At 69.4% G+C, this 15160-nt stretch carries 11 protein-coding genes; 6 read left to right on the top strand and 5 right to left on the bottom strand.

Annotated elements, in window-relative coordinates; all coding sequences use genetic code 11:
• Positions 1–91 precede the first annotated feature (91 nt).
• Positions 92–3085 carry an excinuclease ABC subunit UvrA gene (gene uvrA, locus ACE3SG_RS11620; RefSeq protein WP_374565107.1) on the bottom strand — a complete coding sequence of 998 codons (2994 nt, stop codon included), beginning with the start codon at positions 3083–3085 and terminating at the stop codon, positions 92–94.
• A 155-nt stretch (positions 3086–3240) separates the two neighbouring features.
• On the opposite strand from uvrA, the gene ACE3SG_RS11615 reads away from it, so the two are divergent.
• Positions 3241–3483: a hypothetical protein gene (locus ACE3SG_RS11615; RefSeq protein ID WP_374565106.1), complete on the top strand. Its 243-nt coding sequence runs from the start codon at positions 3241–3243 to the stop codon at positions 3481–3483.
• Between the two features lie 198 nt (positions 3484–3681).
• Here the strand turns inward: ACE3SG_RS11615 and ACE3SG_RS11610 are convergent, their stop codons facing one another.
• Together ACE3SG_RS11610 and recQ are read right to left on the bottom strand one after the other, a co-directional pair.
• On the bottom strand, positions 3682–3861 hold the full coding sequence (locus ACE3SG_RS11610) for a hypothetical protein (protein ID WP_374565104.1): 180 nt from the start codon (positions 3859–3861) through the stop codon (positions 3682–3684).
• 131 nt (positions 3862–3992) lie between these two features.
• Positions 3993–5882 (bottom strand): DNA helicase RecQ, encoded by a 1890-nt coding sequence (gene recQ / locus ACE3SG_RS11605; RefSeq protein ID WP_374565103.1) that lies wholly within the window; start codon positions 5880–5882, stop codon positions 3993–3995.
• Between the two features lie 317 nt (positions 5883–6199).
• Here recQ and ACE3SG_RS11600 point away from each other — a divergent pair, with 317 nt between their 5' ends.
• The gene (locus tag ACE3SG_RS11600; RefSeq protein WP_374565102.1) at positions 6200–9070 is read left to right on the top strand and encodes a TonB-dependent receptor; all 2871 of its coding nucleotides are present in this window, start codon (positions 6200–6202) and stop codon (positions 9068–9070) included.
• Positions 9071–9327: 257 nt separating this feature from the next.
• On the top strand, positions 9328–9615 hold the full coding sequence (locus ACE3SG_RS11595; RefSeq protein ID WP_374565100.1) for a metal-sensitive transcriptional regulator: 288 nt from the start codon (positions 9328–9330) through the stop codon (positions 9613–9615).
• Between the two features lie 10 nt (positions 9616–9625).
• Here the strand turns inward: ACE3SG_RS11595 and ACE3SG_RS11590 are convergent, their stop codons facing one another.
• Together ACE3SG_RS11590 and ACE3SG_RS11585 are read right to left on the bottom strand one after the other, a co-directional pair.
• Entirely contained in the window at positions 9626–11983 is a 2358-nt protein-coding gene (locus ACE3SG_RS11590; RefSeq protein ID WP_374565099.1) for a putative bifunctional diguanylate cyclase/phosphodiesterase, read from the bottom strand.
• Between the two features lie 8 nt (positions 11984–11991).
• Positions 11992–12621 (bottom strand): methylamine utilization protein, encoded by a 630-nt coding sequence (locus tag ACE3SG_RS11585; RefSeq protein ID WP_374565096.1) that lies wholly within the window; start codon positions 12619–12621, stop codon positions 11992–11994.
• Positions 12622–12781: 160 nt separating this feature from the next.
• On the opposite strand from ACE3SG_RS11585, the gene ACE3SG_RS11580 reads away from it, so the two are divergent.
• The 3 genes from ACE3SG_RS11580 to ACE3SG_RS11570 are packed head-to-tail and all read left to right on the top strand — an operon-like array spanning position 12782 to position 15141.
• A complete protein-coding gene (locus ACE3SG_RS11580) occupies positions 12782–13189 on the top strand; it encodes a thioredoxin family protein (protein WP_374565095.1) in 408 nt (135 codons plus the stop codon).
• A 19-nt stretch (positions 13190–13208) separates the two neighbouring features.
• Positions 13209–13547: a hypothetical protein gene (locus ACE3SG_RS11575; protein WP_374565094.1), complete on the top strand. Its 339-nt coding sequence runs from the start codon at positions 13209–13211 to the stop codon at positions 13545–13547.
• Positions 13537–15141, top strand: a complete 1605-nt coding sequence (locus ACE3SG_RS11570; RefSeq protein ID WP_374565093.1) for a GMC family oxidoreductase — start codon at positions 13537–13539, stop codon at positions 15139–15141. The genes ACE3SG_RS11575 and ACE3SG_RS11570 overlap by 11 nt, the downstream gene beginning before the upstream one ends.
• Positions 15142–15160 lie beyond the last annotated feature (19 nt).

Below are 15160 nucleotides of genomic sequence, written 5' to 3'. Positions count from 1 at the left end.
CCCACTCCGCCAAGTCTGGCGAGTGCCTGCCCAAATATCCCCCGGGCGGCCGCGCCAGCAAAAGGTTGATTGTGGCGCAGGCCCCCGCGCTTCAGTCGTCCAGCAGCGGTGCCAAAAAGCGTCCGGTGTGGCTGGCTGCACAGGCGGCGACAGTTTGAGGGGTGCCCTCGACCACCACGGTGCCCCCGCCGGCCCCCCCTTCGGGGCCCATGTCGATCAACCAGTCGGCGGTCTTGATGACGTCCAGGTTGTGCTCGATCACGACGATCGTGTTGCCGGCATCGCGCAGCTGGTGCAGCACCTTCAGCAGTTGCGCGGTGTCGTGGAAGTGCAGGCCGGTCGTCGGCTCGTCGAGGATGTACAGCGTGCGGCCGGTGTCGCGCTTGCTCAGTTCGAGCGCCAGCTTCACCCGCTGCGCCTCGCCGCCCGACAGCGTGGTCGCGCTCTGGCCCAGCGTGATGTAGCCCAGGCCGACGTCGAGCAGCGTGCGCAGCTTGCGCGCGATGGTCGGCACGGCGTTGAAGAACTCGTGCGCCTCCTCGACCGTCATGTCCAGCACCTGGGCGATGTTGCGGCCCTTGTAGAGGATCTCCAGCGTCTCGCGGTTGTAGCGCTTGCCGTGGCAGATGTCGCACGGCACGTAGACATCCGGCAGGAAGTGCATCTCGACCTTCAGCACCCCGTCACCCTGGCAGGCCTCGCAGCGGCCGCCGCTGACGTTGAAGCTGAAGCGCCCGGCGCCGTAGCCGCGCTCCCGCGCGGCCGGCACCTCGGCGAACATTTCGCGGATCGGCGTGAACAGCCCGGTGTAGGTGGCCGGGTTCGAGCGCGGCGTGCGGCCGATCGGGCTCTGGTCGACGTTGATCACCTTGTCGAAAGCATCGAGGCCTTCGATCGAATCGTGCGGTGCCGCCTCGGCGTGGCTGTTGTAGAGCTTGCGGGCCACCGCGGCATACAGCGTGTCGTTGACCAGCGTGCTCTTGCCCGAGCCCGACACCCCGGTGACGCAGGTGAACAAGCCCACCGGCACATCGACCGTGACGCCCTTCAGGTTGTTGCCGCGGGCATTGACGATCGTCAGCATGCCGGCGCCGTCGCCGCCGGGCGCCTGGGCCGTGCGCGGCGGCAGCTCGATGCGCAGCACCCGGCCCAGGTACTGGCCGGTCAGCGAATCGGGGTGCGCGGCCACCTCGTCGGGCGTGCCGGCAACGATCACCTGGCCGCCATGTACGCCGGCGCCCGGCCCCATGTCCACGCACCAGTCGGCGGCGCGGATCATGTCTTCGTCGTGCTCGACCACCAGCACGCTGTTGCCCAGGTCGCGCAGGTGTTTGAGCGTGCCGATCAGGCGCTCGTTGTCGCGCTGATGCAGGCCGATGCTGGGCTCGTCGAGCACGTACATCACCCCCGTCAGGCCCGAGCCGATCTGGCTGGCCAGGCGGATGCGCTGGGCCTCACCACCCGACAAGGTGTCGGCGCTGCGATCAAGGCTCAGGTAATTGAGGCCCACATCGTTCAGGAACTTCAGCCGGGCGCGGATCTCGCGCACCACCTTGTCGGCGATCTCGGCTTTCGCACCGGTGAGCACCAGCTGCTCGAACCAGGCCAGCGCATCGGCCAGCGTCAGGTGCTCGGCCTCGTAGATCGGCTTGCCGCGCTCGGCCTCGGTGCCGGGCAAGAAGACATGGCGCGCCTCGCGCTTCAAACGAGTGCCCTGGCAATGGGCGCAGGGCTTGGCGCTCTGGTAGCGCGCCAGGTCTTCGCGCACCGCGACCGAATCGGTCTCGCGGTAGCGCCGCTCGAAGTTCGGCAAGATGCCTTCGAACGGGTGCGAGCGCTTGACGACGCGCGTGCGGCCGCCCTTGCCTTCGGCCTCGTACAGGAACTCGATCTCGTCGTCGCCCGAGCCTTGCAGCAGCACCTGCTGGGCCTGCGCCGGTAAGACCTCGAAGGGCTGGTCGATGTCGAAGCCATAGTGCTTGGCCACGCTCTCCAGCAGCGAGAAGGTGTAGGCGTTGCGCCGGTCCCAGCCCTTGACCGCGCCCGCGGCCATCGACAGCGACGGGAAGGCGACCACGCGCTCGGGGTCGAACACCGTCTGCACCCCCAGGCCGTCGCAGTGCTGGCAGGCGCCGACCGGCGAGTTGAACGAGAACAGCCGCGGCTCCAGCTCGGGCAGCGAATAGCTGCAGACCGGGCAGCCGAAACGAGCCGAGAACAGGTGTTCGCGGCCCGAATCCATTTCGAGCGCCACCGCGCGGCCGTCGGCAATGCGCAGCGCGGCTTCGAAGCTCTCGGCCAGCCGCTGCTTGACGTCGGGCCGGCTTTTCAGCCGGTCGATCACCACGTCGATGTCATGTTTCTCGGTCTTCTTCAGCTTCGGCAGCTCGGTCGCCTCGACGACCTGGCCGTCGACACGAAAGCGCACGTAGCCCTGGGCCTGCCAGTCGGCGAACGATTCGACGAACTCACCCTTGCGGTCGCGCACCACCGGCGCCAGCACCATCAGCCGGGTGTCTTCGGGCAGCGCCAGCACCGCGTCGACCATCTGGCTGACGCTTTGCGCGGCCAGCGGCAGCTCGTGGTCAGGGCAGAACGGCGTGCCGGCGCGGGCGTAAAGCAGGCGCAGGTAGTCGTGGATCTCGGTCACCGTGCCGACGGTCGAGCGCGGGTTGTGGCTGGTGGCCTTCTGCTCGATGCTGATCGCCGGCGACAAGCCCTCGATCACGTCGACATCGGGCTTGTCCATCAGCTGCAGAAACTGCCGGGCGTAAGCCGACAGGCTCTCGACATAACGCCGCTGGCCCTCGGCATACAGCGTGTCGAAGGCCAGGCTCGACTTGCCCGAGCCGGACAGCCCGGTGATCACCACCAAGGCGTGCTTGGGGATGTCGAGGTCGATGTTCTTCAGGTTGTGGGTGCGGGCCCCGCGTACGCGGATGGCGGGCGCGTCGGGGCCGTTCAGCACCCGGATCGCGGGCGCATCGGCGGTATGGGCGCCGCCGGCGGGCGCGCCAGCGGCAGTTCGCGCACGCTTCGCAGCGGTGGCAGAAGGGGTCTTGCGGGTCGGCAGCGGGTCGGGCATGGGGGTTCGCGAGGGCAACCGGCCATGATACCGATGGGCGCCTCCGGCCGCACCCGGGGCGCCGGGGCCGGCCTCAGCAGGCTGAGCGCGGGCACGATCCGGGGCGAGGCTGAAGGTTCACAAATTTTTGCGTTCGTGCCTTTTGCTTGTCATCCATGACCGAGACCCCCGCGTTGACCCTGTACCTTATCCCCAGAACAAGGGGGAAACAGGTCCCAACGATGTCCACGATCATGCAGAAGTCAGCCCTCACCAACCGTCAACCTCATTTGCGCGACGCCAAGCACGTGCTGCCGCCGCCGGAAAAAGGCCAGAAGTTCGAGCCGTTCTGGACGGCCGCTTTCGGCAGCGACCGGCAAAGCCTGGCCCGCCAGCAGAAGTCGGACCAGAAGCGCTGAACGCGCGCCATCGGCCCCGCGCCGCCCGGGAGGGTGGCGCTCGGTCAGGCGTGGCGAACGGCGGCGGTCAGACCTGGCCGTCGTCTACGCGCATTGCGGGCACCCACGGCCGCACGGCCGCCCCGCAGCAACCCGGCCTTCACCGCCGGGTCACTCTCGGCAAACGCCAGCAGCTCGTCAGGTAACGCGCTGCCAGCGTCAGTGCGACGCCGGGTAGGTTTCCTTTGAATTGACCAGGTGGCAGCGCTTCAGGTGGCCGGATTCGACCGCCTCCTTGCAGACCGCGAAACTGTCGCGCGTGGTGCAGCGCCGCTCATCGGGCTTGCCGGGCAGCGGCGGGCAGCCGGCGGCCGTCAGGCGTTGCGGCCAATCGGCCATCAGGCGCCCGGTCGGCTCAGAAGCCGGCGCGCCGCCATCGGCCAGGGCATGAGCAGCCCAAAGGCCGAGCACCAGCAATCCGGCGGCCCGCGACCCCCGCTTGGCAAGAGAACGTAACGCCATCGTCGGCCTCACCCTTCGTTCAGTTGTTCCAAAACCCGCAGGATCTGGCGGCCATAGGCCTCCAGCTTCTTCGCCCCGACGCCGCTGATGCCGGCCAGCGCCGACAACGAGTCGGGCGCGTTGGCGGCCATCTGCGCCAGCGTCGCGTCGTTGAACACGATGTACGCCGGCAGGTTGTGCTCTTTGGCGACCTCGCTGCGCCAGGTCTTCAGCGCGGCGAAGCGGGCCTGGCCCTGGGCGTCCAGCGTGGCGGCGGCGCGCGGCACCTTGGGCGATGCGCCGGCCTTGCTGCGTGAGCTGCGCGAGCGCGGCGTCGGCTCACGGGCCTCGCGGAGTTCGATCTTGACCTCGCCGCGCAGCACCGCGCGGGCGCTGTCGGTGAGGGCCAGCGTGTTGTATTCGCCCTCGCTGGCCAGGTGGCCGAGTGCGATCAGCTGGCGGATCACGCCGCGCCACTGCGCCTCGCTCAGGTCAGCGCCGATGCCGAAGGTCGACAGCTGCTCGTGGCCACGCTCGCGGGTCTTGTCGGTCGACTTGCCGCGCAGCACGTCGATCAGGTGGCCGGCGCCATAGCCGATGCCCGAGTGCTGGCGGAAGCGGTAGATGCACGACAGCGCCTTGCGCGCCGCTTCGGTCGCGTCCCAGCGCTGCGGCGGGCTCAGGCAGTTGTCGCAGTTGCCGCAGCGGTACCCGGCCGGCTTGCCCTCGCCAAAGTAGGCCAACAGGCGCTGGCGCCGGCAGTCCAGGCTTTCGGCCAGCGCCAGCAACGCGTCGAGCTTGCCGACCTGCAGGCGCTTGAAGTCTTCGCCGGCGGTGCTCTCGTCGATCATGCGGCGCTGGTTCACCACGTCGGCCAGGCCGTAGGTCATCCAGGCGTCGGCCGGCTCACCGTCGCGGCCGGCGCGGCCGGTCTCCTGGTAATAGCCTTCGATGTTCTTCGGCAGGTCCAGGTGGGCCACGAAACGCACGTCGGGCTTGTCGATGCCCATGCCGAAGGCCACCGTGGCCACCATCACCAGCCCGTCTTCGCGCAGGAAACGGTCCTGGTGGCGGCGGCGCACGTCGGCGTCCAGGCCGGCGTGGTAGGGCAAGGCGGCCAGGCCTTCGCCGCTCAACCACTCAGCCGTCTCTTCCACCTTGCGCCGGCTCTGGCAATAGACGATGCCGGCGTCGCCCTCGTGCTCGTCGCGCAGGAAGCGCAGCAGCTGGGTGCGCGCGTTGTCCTTCTCGACGATGGTGTAGCGGATGTTCGGCCGGTCGAAGCTCGAGACAAAGGCGCGCGCCTCGGTCAGCTGCAGCCGGTCGAGGATGTCGGCGCGCGTGTGCTCGTCGGCCGTGGCCGTCAGCGCGATGCGCGGCACGGTCGGATAACGATCGGCCAGCTGGCCCAGCTGCAGATACTCTTCGCGGAAGTCGTGGCCCCACTGGCTGACGCAGTGCGCCTCGTCGATCGCGATCAGGCTCAGGCGCCCACGCTCGTGCAGCGAATCGAGCATCGCCAGGAAACGCGGGTTGGTGATGCGCTCGGGCGCCGCGTACAACATCACCAGCCGGCCCGACAACAGCTCGCGCTCCACGGCCTGCGCGCCGGCCGAATCGAGCGTCGAGTTCAGGAAGGCGGCATGCACGCCGGCCTCTTCGAGCGCCCCCACCTGGTCATGCATCAGCGCGATCAGCGGGCTGACCACCACCGTGACGCCCTTCCCGGCGCGGTGGCGGGCGATCGCCGGCACCTGGTAACACAGGCTCTTGCCGCCGCCGGTGGGCATCAGCACCAGCGCGTCGCCGCCGGCAATCACATGGTCGACGATGTCGGCCTGGTGGCCTCGGAACTGGGCATAACCGAAAACCTCGTGCAGCAGCGCGGCCGGGTCGACGGCGGGAGAAATCGAAAGCATCGGGCCGGATGGTAGCGGCTCGCCCTGACCGGGCCGGCCGCCCCTCACCCGGCCCTGCCTAGACAAGCCGCCGGATCGGCGCCGTTCGTCGCCACAGAAAGCAGTTCGTCGCATCCCCTGTGGCGAAAGCGCCAACTCGCGGGTTGGTCCCAGCAACCACACACTTGACACCACCAAACAATCACCGCCACTCGGTGTGCGGCGCCGGTGGCAGGCTTTTTGCATAGCGCTGCCGCCGTCGCTGCGCGACGTTAGGGGCGGTGCCAAGCCCACGAGGCTTCGCGGTGCCGCGGATTGAAGTGCTCTAGGAGGATGACTTGAAACACCACCGGAAAACCGTACTTTCCCGCGCCATCGCGCTGGCGCTCCAGGGCGCAGTCGCCGGGGGTGCCGCTCTCGCGCTGCCGGCCGCCGTGGCGGCCGATGCAGACCAGGCCCAGCCGACCCAGCGTGTCGAGATCACCGGGTCATCGATCCGCCGCATCGAGGCCGAGGGTGCGCTGCCCGTCACGGTGATTTCACGCGACGCCATCGAGAAGAGCGGTTCGACCTCGGTCACAGAACTGATCCAGGCCTTGCCGGCGATGACCGGCGGCAATTTCCAGCAGTCGTCGGGCTCGGTCAACGGCAACGGCTTTGGCACCACCACGGCCGCGATCCACGCGCTCGACCAGAAGTACACGCTGGTGCTGCTCAATGGCCGGCGTGTCGCACCCTTCGGCGGCTTCGGCGCCTCGGGCGGCGACGGCGCGGTGAACCTTGAGAGTCTTCCGCTCGATGCCGTTGAACGCGTCGAAGTGCTGACGGACGGTGCCTCGGCGCTCTATGGTTCGGACGCGATCGCCGGGGTGGTGAACTTCATCACCAAGAAGGACCTGACCGAGTTCGGCGTGTTCTTCAACGGCAGCGCGCCCCAGGAGAAGGGCGGCAACAAGTGGAGCGCCGGCATCAGCAAGGGCTTCGGAAGTCTGGACACCGATGGCTTCAACATCCTGGCTTCCTACAGCCACGACGTGCAGGAAGTGCTGTGGGCGAAGGACCGCGATGTCTCCAAGAAGGGCGGCCTCATCACCTTCAACCTCGACGGGAAACGGGTCGTCTTCGACCAGACGTCCAGCAATTCCTTGCCAGGCTCCATCTACCTCGACACCAGCTCATTCAGTCCGTACTTCGACCTGAACAACAACTGCGGGTCGGATCCCAACGTGTTCGCGGCCGGAAACAAGTGCCGGACGAACTACGCCGCGATGGTGCAGGACATCCCCGAATCCGAGCGCGACAGCTTCTACCTGAGCGGCCGTTTCAAGCTCGGCGGCGACCACACGCTGTTCGCCGAGGCGCTGTACTCGAAGTTCAGCATGACCTCGGCGTTCGCGCCGCCGGCCCAGCCGATGGGCCTGGGGACGAACGACCTGCCCGGCCGGCCGCTCGACATCCTCTGGAACAAGTACGTCGTCCCGTACCAGGACGCCACTGGCGACACCAGCACCGGCGGCCAGATGCGCTACCGCGCGATGGAGGCCGGCCCCCGCACTGACGAGTTCGTGACCGAAGCGCAGCACTACGTGCTGGGCCTCGAAGGCACCCTGATGGGCTGGGACTACGGCACCAGCGTGGTGTTCTCGTCGAACCGGGACCAGGACAAGCTCGCCGGCGGTTACATGGACTTCAACAAGTTCGTGGACCTGATCGCCACCGGCGCCTACGATCCTCTCGTCCCGATTGACGGCCAGAGCCTCGATTCCGCCTTGTTGAGCGGCACGTTCCTGAAGTCGACCAGCTCGCAGAACGTGTTCAACCTGCACGCCTCGAAGGACATGTTCGCGATGCCGGGCGGCAACTCGGTGCTCGGCGTGGGCTTTGACTACGCCAAGCAGACGCTCAAGCAAGAGACCAGCGACCTGGCGCAGTTCGGCAACGGCACCCCGGGCCAGGCCGGCAAGACCAACTACGCGGTCGGCGGCTTCTACGGCTATGTGCCGATGGAAGCGAGCCGGAACAACTACGGCCTGTTCGCCGAGTTGCTGATGCCGGTGGCAAAGAAGACCGAAATCACCGCCTCGGTTCGCTACGACCGCTACGACAAGGTGCACAACCAGATGCCCTTCACCCAGGAGGCCAACAACCTCCAGCCGCTGCCGGCCGAGGACGAAGGCAACACCTTCAGCCACGCCACCTACAAGCTGAGCTTCCGCAGCCAGCCGATGGATGGCGTGCTGGTGCGCGGCTCGCTGGGCACCGGCTTCAAGGCACCGTCGGTCAACCAGATCGCGGCACCACTCGCGTTCGCCACGAACACCTCGGGCTCCTACGTCTGCCCGTTCCCGACGGAAGCGGTCTGCATTGCGAACGGCACCGGCCCCCAGCAATGGGATCTGATCTCGGCGGGCAATCCGGCCAGTGGCAGCAAGGGCCTGAAGGCCGAGTCGTCTCGCCAGTGGACCCTCGGTGGACGCTGGGAGCCGGCGGACACAGGTATCTCGCTGGGCATGGACTATTGGTCGGTGAAGCTGAAGGACCAGATCCTGAACGGCATGCCCGAGGGCTACGCCTTCGCCAATGCGGGCTCGCTGGGAGATCTCTTCGTTCATCCCTACCAAGATCCCGCCGGATATCAAACTGTGGCCCTGATCCAGAAGCCGTTCAACGCCGGCAAGGCCAACTTCCAAGGTCTCGACTGGGAGTTCGATTACCGCACCACCACGTCGATCGGCAAGGTGTCGGCCAGCCTCGGCGGCACGCACATGCTCAAGGCCGACTACGAGCTGCCGGGCGGCAAGCAGTCGGACCTGGGCAAGTTCGGCGGCGACAACAACGTCGTCTTCCGCAACATCGTGCGCTTGACGCTGGGCCTGCAGTACGGCGACTTCACGCACACGCTGATCGCGAAGAACAAGTCCGGCTACAAGGACCAGGCGTTCACCGCGGAATCGGGCAACGTGTATGACGAAGCCACCGGCGACGGCGTGGCCTACAACGGCAAGGTCAGGTCCTACACGCTGGTCGACTGGCAGACGCGCTGGCAATACAGCCCGGCCCTGCGCTTCACGGTCGGGATCACCAACCTGTTCGACGAAGCGCCCCCGCGCTCGCTCAAGCTCGTGGGCGGCAACCAGGTCGGCTACGACGGCCGCTACGCCGACCCGACCGGGCGTGCGTTCACGTTCGGAGCGTCGTACAAGTTCTGAGGCCGCGGCCGCGAGGCTGACATCCGAGGGCGCCTGCCGAGCGATCGGCCGGCGCCTTTTTCGTTCTTGCCACAATCCAGTGTCCTGTCTCAGAGCGACGTGCCATTGAGATTCGTCCAGACGGTGATGATCGTGCGGCCGGGCGACGAGGCAGATACCGCGTGGTATCTGCCTTGGCGCACGGGCGCGCTGGCGCGCCGTCTGGCCGAACCCTTCGGGCGGGCCGAAATGGGGCGCTCTGAGACAGGACACAGACCATGGTCACCTTCACCGATGCCAAGACCCGCACCGATCTGCTGAACCGCCTGAAGCGCGCCGAGGGGCAGCTGCGCGGCGTGCAGCGCATGATCGAAGAAGACCAGCCCTGCCTCGACATCGCCGGCCAGCTGGCCGCCGTGCGCAAGGCACTGGACAGCACCTACGTGCGCCTGACCGTGTGCTACATGCAGCAAGAGCTCGGCGCCCGCCTGGCCAGCAGCGACCGCGGGCTGCGGCTGGTCGAGGTGATGGACGAGGTGCAGGCCTTGATGGCCAAGCTGCGCTGACGCGGCTTCTTCAGGCCGTGACGCGGCTGGCCGCCTCGAGCCGCGCGCGATGGGCGGCGGCCCAGGCCTCGAAAGCCTCGACCGGCATCGGCCGGCCGATGTGCCAGCCCTGCGCCTCGTCGCAGCCGAGCATCGCCAGCTGCTGCCAGATCGCCTCGTTCTCGACGCCCTCGGCCACCACGCTCAGGTCCAGGTTGTGCGCCACCTCGATGATCGAGCGCACGATCATCGCGTCCTTCGGCACCTTCTCCATCGCCTTGACGAACGACATGTCGATCTTCAGCTCGTCGACCGGCAGGTTGCGCAGCGTCGCGTACGAGCTGTAGCCGGTGCCGAAGTCGTCGATCGAGAGCTTGCAGCCCAGCGCCTTCAGCGCTTGCAAGGTCTGCAGCGCGCGCGCCGGGTCGTTCATGATCGCGCTCTCGGTGATCTCCAGGCACAGCGCCTGCGGCGGCACGCCGTGGCGCTGCAGGCGCGCGCTCAGCCGCTCGACCAGGTCGGCCTTCATCAGGTCGTGCACCGACAGGTTGACCGACAGCCGCGGCAGCAGCCCCGGCGCCTGCCAGCGCGCCAGCAGCCGCGCCGCCTCGTCGACCACCCACAGGCTCAGCTCGTGGATGAAGCCGGTCTCTTCGGCAAACGGGATGAACTCCAGCGGCGGCACCAGCCCACGCTCGGGGTGTTGCCAGCGCACCAGCGCTTCGGCGCCGACCAGCGTGCCATCCAGCAAATGCAGCTTGGGCTGGATGAACAGGCGCAGCTCGTTGTGCTGCAGCGCGCGGCGCATCTCGCCCAGCAGCGTCAGCGTGGTCGCGCTGCCGTGGTCGAACGCCGCGTCGTAGGTCAGGCGGCCGGCGCGGCGGTGCTTGGCTTCGTACATCGCGACCTCGGCCCGGCTCAGCAGCGACTCGGCGTTGCGCGCATGCTCGGGCGCGCAGGCGATGCCGATGCCGGCGGCCACGTCGACCACGCTGTCGTCCAGCCGCACCGGTTGCTCCAGCGCCGCCAGCACCGCCTCGGCGGCGGCCTCGGCCTCGGGCCGGCCGGCGCCCGGCAGCATCCAGGCGAACTCGTCGCCCGACAAGCGCGCGACGACGCAACCATCACCGCCGGTGAGGGCGGCCAGCGCGGCCAGGCGTTCGCCCACCCGCACCAGCAGCCGGTTGCCCATCTGGTAGCCCAGCTTGTCGTTGACCTGCTTGATGCGGTCCAGGTCCAGCATCAGCACCGCCACCGGGCCGGCCTCGAGCGCCTGGCTCAGGCGGCGGCTGAACTGGCCGCGGTTGGGCAGGCCGGTCAGGTCGTCCAGGTACAGGCGCCGCCGCGTGACCTCGCGCATGCCGTCGAACGCGGTGGCCAGCTCGCCCAGCTCGTCGTGGCGCTCGGGGTGCGGCACCGGGGTGTCGAAATCGCCCTGGCCCAGGCGCCGGCTGGCGTCGACCAGCGCACGCAGCGGCTGCGTCACGCGGCGCGCCGTCCACACGCTGCCGATCGCGAAGATCGCCGCGGCCGCCAGCGTGATGCCCAGCAGCAGCGCCTGCAGCTGGCGGTACGGTGCCACCGCCTCGTCGACCGAGCGGGCCAGCACGGCGCGCAGCTCACCGGCCGGCGTGCGCGCCAGCAGGCTGCTGCGGCCTTCGAGGGTTTCCCCGCCAGCGTCGAATTCGGCCAGGCCCTGCGCCGGCAGTTGCGTCAGGTGGGCGCTCACCGCGGCCGCCAAGGTGCTTTGCACCACCCGCGCCGCGGCGCCGGCCGGTTGCGCCAGCAGCGCCAGGTGCAGGCCGGACAACGCGCGCAGGTCCTGCCCCAGCGTGTGGTCGACGGCAAAGCCCATCACGACCCAGCCGATCTCCAGCGGCGCCTTCATCGGCACGACGACGAACTGGTACGGCCGGTCGCCCACCAGCACCAGCTGCCCGGCGGCCGGTGGCCGGCCGCTGGCGGCCGACGCGGCCAGGCGTTGGCGCAGCGGCTGCACCGCCTCGCCGCCGCGGCTGCCCGCCGCGCGCAGCGTGAAGTCACGTTCCAGCAGCACCGTGACCCCGGCACCGATGCGGGCGCCGTGGTTGTCGAGCGCCGAGCGGATGGTCTCGTCGTCGCCCGACAGCACCGCCTCGCGAAAGCCGTAGTCGGCGGCCAGCAGCGTGGCGGCCTGGGTCAGCGCCTGCGCGTTCTGGTCGAGCAGGCGGCCCAGCAGCCGCTCGCCGACCTGCAGCTGGTCGGCCAGCTGGGCCCGCGCGTTGGCGTCGATGCTGTGGCGGATCGTGAAGAAGCCGGCCAGCTGCACCACCAGCAGCAGGCCCAGAAAGATCGTGACGATACGGCCGGCCAGGCTGGCCAACCACGGGCGCGGGCGCATCGCGGTCATCGGGGGCCTCAGCGCCCGGCCACCGGCAGGCTGGCCACCAGGTCCAGCCCGGCCGCGCCCACCGTCACCGGCTGCTCGATGCCGGTCGAGCCGGCGGGCAGGTCGGGGTGCCAGCTGCGCAGCACATAGCTGCCGGGCGGCACGTCGGCCAGCGTCGCGCGGCCACCGGCCGGCGTCTTGGCGTACCAGGGCGTGTCGCTGACGACGACCCAGCCGACCATCGTGTCGTGGATGTTGCAGCCCAGTACCACCAGGCCGGCGCGGTCGAACTCGACCGGGTTCTCCGGCTTGCCGACGTAGAGCTTCAGCTCGAACTTCTTGGCCGGCGAGAACGAATAGACATGGTGGCGCACGGTGTCCTGGTTCGGGAACTGCACCTTGGTGCCGACCGGCACCACCGTCACCACCGGCACGAAGCGGCGGCCTTGCTGCGCGATCTCGACCTGGGCCAGCGGCTTGACCGCCGCCTTGGCGCCCTGCGGCTCCAGCAGCAGCACGACATCGGCCAGCGGCTGGCCCGCCTTGCCCTGCGCCAGCACCTGCAGCGTGGCCGCATCGGCGGCGGTGGCCAGCCCGGCCGAGGCGACAAGGGCCGCCGTCAACCGCCGGGGCGCACAACGCAAGCGTGAAAAGGTCATGGGGTCAGGGGCAGCAGGTGGGCAGGCTCGGGGCAGCGGCATCCGCCCGGCGGCCACGCCGGGGCGGCGGCCAGAAGGCCGTGTCGACCCGGTTTTCGGCAGCCCACCGGCCGGCTTGAGCCCGGCGGCGCCTGCGGCGGTGCAATGGCACACTGTGGCGATGCCCGATGCCGCACCGTCCCCGTCCCCCTGGCTGGTGGCCTGCCTGTGCGCGGCCTGGTGCCGCACCTGCGACGACTACCGCGCCGTGATGGCCGAGGCGGCGCGCACCCACCCGGGCCTGCAGTTCGCCTGGGTCGACATCGAAGACCATGCCGACGCGCTGGACGACGCCGAGGGCGCGGCCGAGGACATCGAGAACTTCCCGACACTGCTGCTGGCGCACGCCGGCACGCCGCACTTCTTCGGCACCTTGCTGCCGCATGCCGGCGTGCTGAACCGCCTGCTGGCCCAGGCCCTGGCCGGCGAGCTGCCGCCGCTGGCCGACGCCACCGCCCGCCGCATGGCCGAGGCGGTCGGCCGCCTGGTGCGCGACGAGCCGCAGCAGGTGCAGGTGCACGCGGGCTGAGCCCTGCCAGGGCCGCACCGTGCTGGTGCTGGTGCTGGTGCTGGTGCTGGTGCTGGACGATGCCGGCCCATTGACCCAGGTCAAGCTCGCCCCGGGTCGCTGTTCGGTCGGCACCCGCTACGGCGACCACGAGCGCACGCAGGCGGTCGAGGTGCGCGCCGGCGCGCCTTCAGAGCTGAACCTGCACGACCAGCCACCCGCCCAGCGAGCGTTGCCTCGCCCCGGCTTGAGACGCCTCTCTAAATTCCGCCGGGACTCGCCCCTATGGACGGGGGTGGGGCCAACGCATCCAATCGTCGCCGACCGGTGCTGCAACCCGCGCGCCGGCGCTGGGGGGATGCGAGCACATGGAGTTTGACTATCTGGTGATCGGTGCAGGCTCGGCGGGCAGCGTGCTGGCCGGGCGCCTGAGCGAAGACGCGAACTGCCGCGTCGGCCTGCTGGAGGCCGGCGCGCCGGACAAGAGCGTGCTGATCCACTGCCCGGCCGGGCTGGCGGTGCTGGCCAAGAACGGCCAGGCCAACTGGGCCTTCGAGACCGTGCCGCAACGCGGCCTGAACGGCCGCCGCGGCTACCAGCCGCGCGGCAAGGTGCTGGGGGGGTCGAGCTCGGTCAATGCGATGGTCTACATCCGCGGCCAGCACGAGGACTACGACCACTGGGCCGCCGCCGGCAACCCGGGCTGGGGCTTCAGCGACGTGCTGCCGTATTTCCTGCGTTCCGAGCACAACGAGCGCGGCGCCGGCGAATGGCACGGCGCCGGTGGCCCGCTGAACGTGATGGACCTGCGCAGCCCGAACCGCCACACGCCGGCCTTCATCCAGGCCGGCCAGCAAGCAGGCTTCGCGCTCAACCCCGACTTCAACGGTGCGTCGCAAGAAGGCGTCGGCCCCTACCAGGTCACGCACAAGAACGGCGAGCGTTGCAGCGCCGCCAAGGCCTACCTGACACCGGCGCTCGGCCGGCCCAACCTCGAAGTGCTCACCGGCACGCGGGTGCTGCGCATCGTGCTCGAAGGCGGCCGGGCGGTCGGCGTCGAGGTGCTGCGCGGCGGCCAGCGCGTGACGCTGAAGGCCCGGCGCGAGGTGCTGCTCGCGGCCGGCGCGCTGCAGTCACCGCAGCTGCTGATGCTGTCGGGCATCGGCCCGGCGGCCGAGCTGCAGCGCCACGGCATCGCCGTGCGGCATGCGCTCGAAGGTGTCGGGCGCAACCTGCACGACCATGTCGACGTGGTGCAGGTGGTCGACGCACCGGCGCAGAAGGATTTCTTCGGCCTCTCGCTCAGCGGCCTGGCCGCCGTGTGGAAAGGCATCGGCCAGTGGCGCCACCAGCGCACCGGCCTGTTGACGACCAACTTCGCCGAGGCCGGCGCCTTCCTGCGCAGCCGGCCCGAAGAGGCCCTGCCCGACCTGCAGCTGCACTTCGTCGTCGGCAAGCTGGTCGACCATGGGCGCAAAACCGTCTTCGGCCACGGCTACTCGTGCCACGTCTGCCTGCTGCAGCCCAAGAGCCGCGGCCAGTTGACGCTGGCCAGCGCCGACCCGCTGGCGCCGCCGCAGATCGACCCCAACTTCCTCGGCGACGACGACGACACCGCGCGCCTGGTGCGCGGCTTCAAGCTGATGCGCCACATCCTGCAGCAGCCCGCGATGGCCGCGCTCGGCGGGCGCGAGCTGGCGGCGTCGGCCGATGCGCGCAGCGACAGCGAGATCGAGGCCTTCATCCGCAGCCGGGCCGACACCATCTACCACCCGGTAGGCACCTGCCGCATGGGCCATGACGCCGCCGCGGTGGTCGACAGCCGGCTGCGCGTGCATGGTGTGCCGGGGCTCCGCGTGGTCGATGCGTCGATCATGCCGCGCATCGTCAGCGGCAACACCAACGCACCGACGATCATGATCGCCGAGAAGGCGGTCGACATGATCCGCGAAGACGCCCGCACCGCCGCCTGAGCACCCGGGGCCGCGCCGC

The sequence above is a fragment of the Ideonella sp. genome (genome assembly GCF_041914305.1).
Lineage (GTDB): Bacteria > Pseudomonadota > Gammaproteobacteria > Burkholderiales > Burkholderiaceae_C > Ideonella.
Note: the sequence above shows the minus strand (reverse complement) of the source record. Positions and strands in the feature narration are given on the sequence as shown.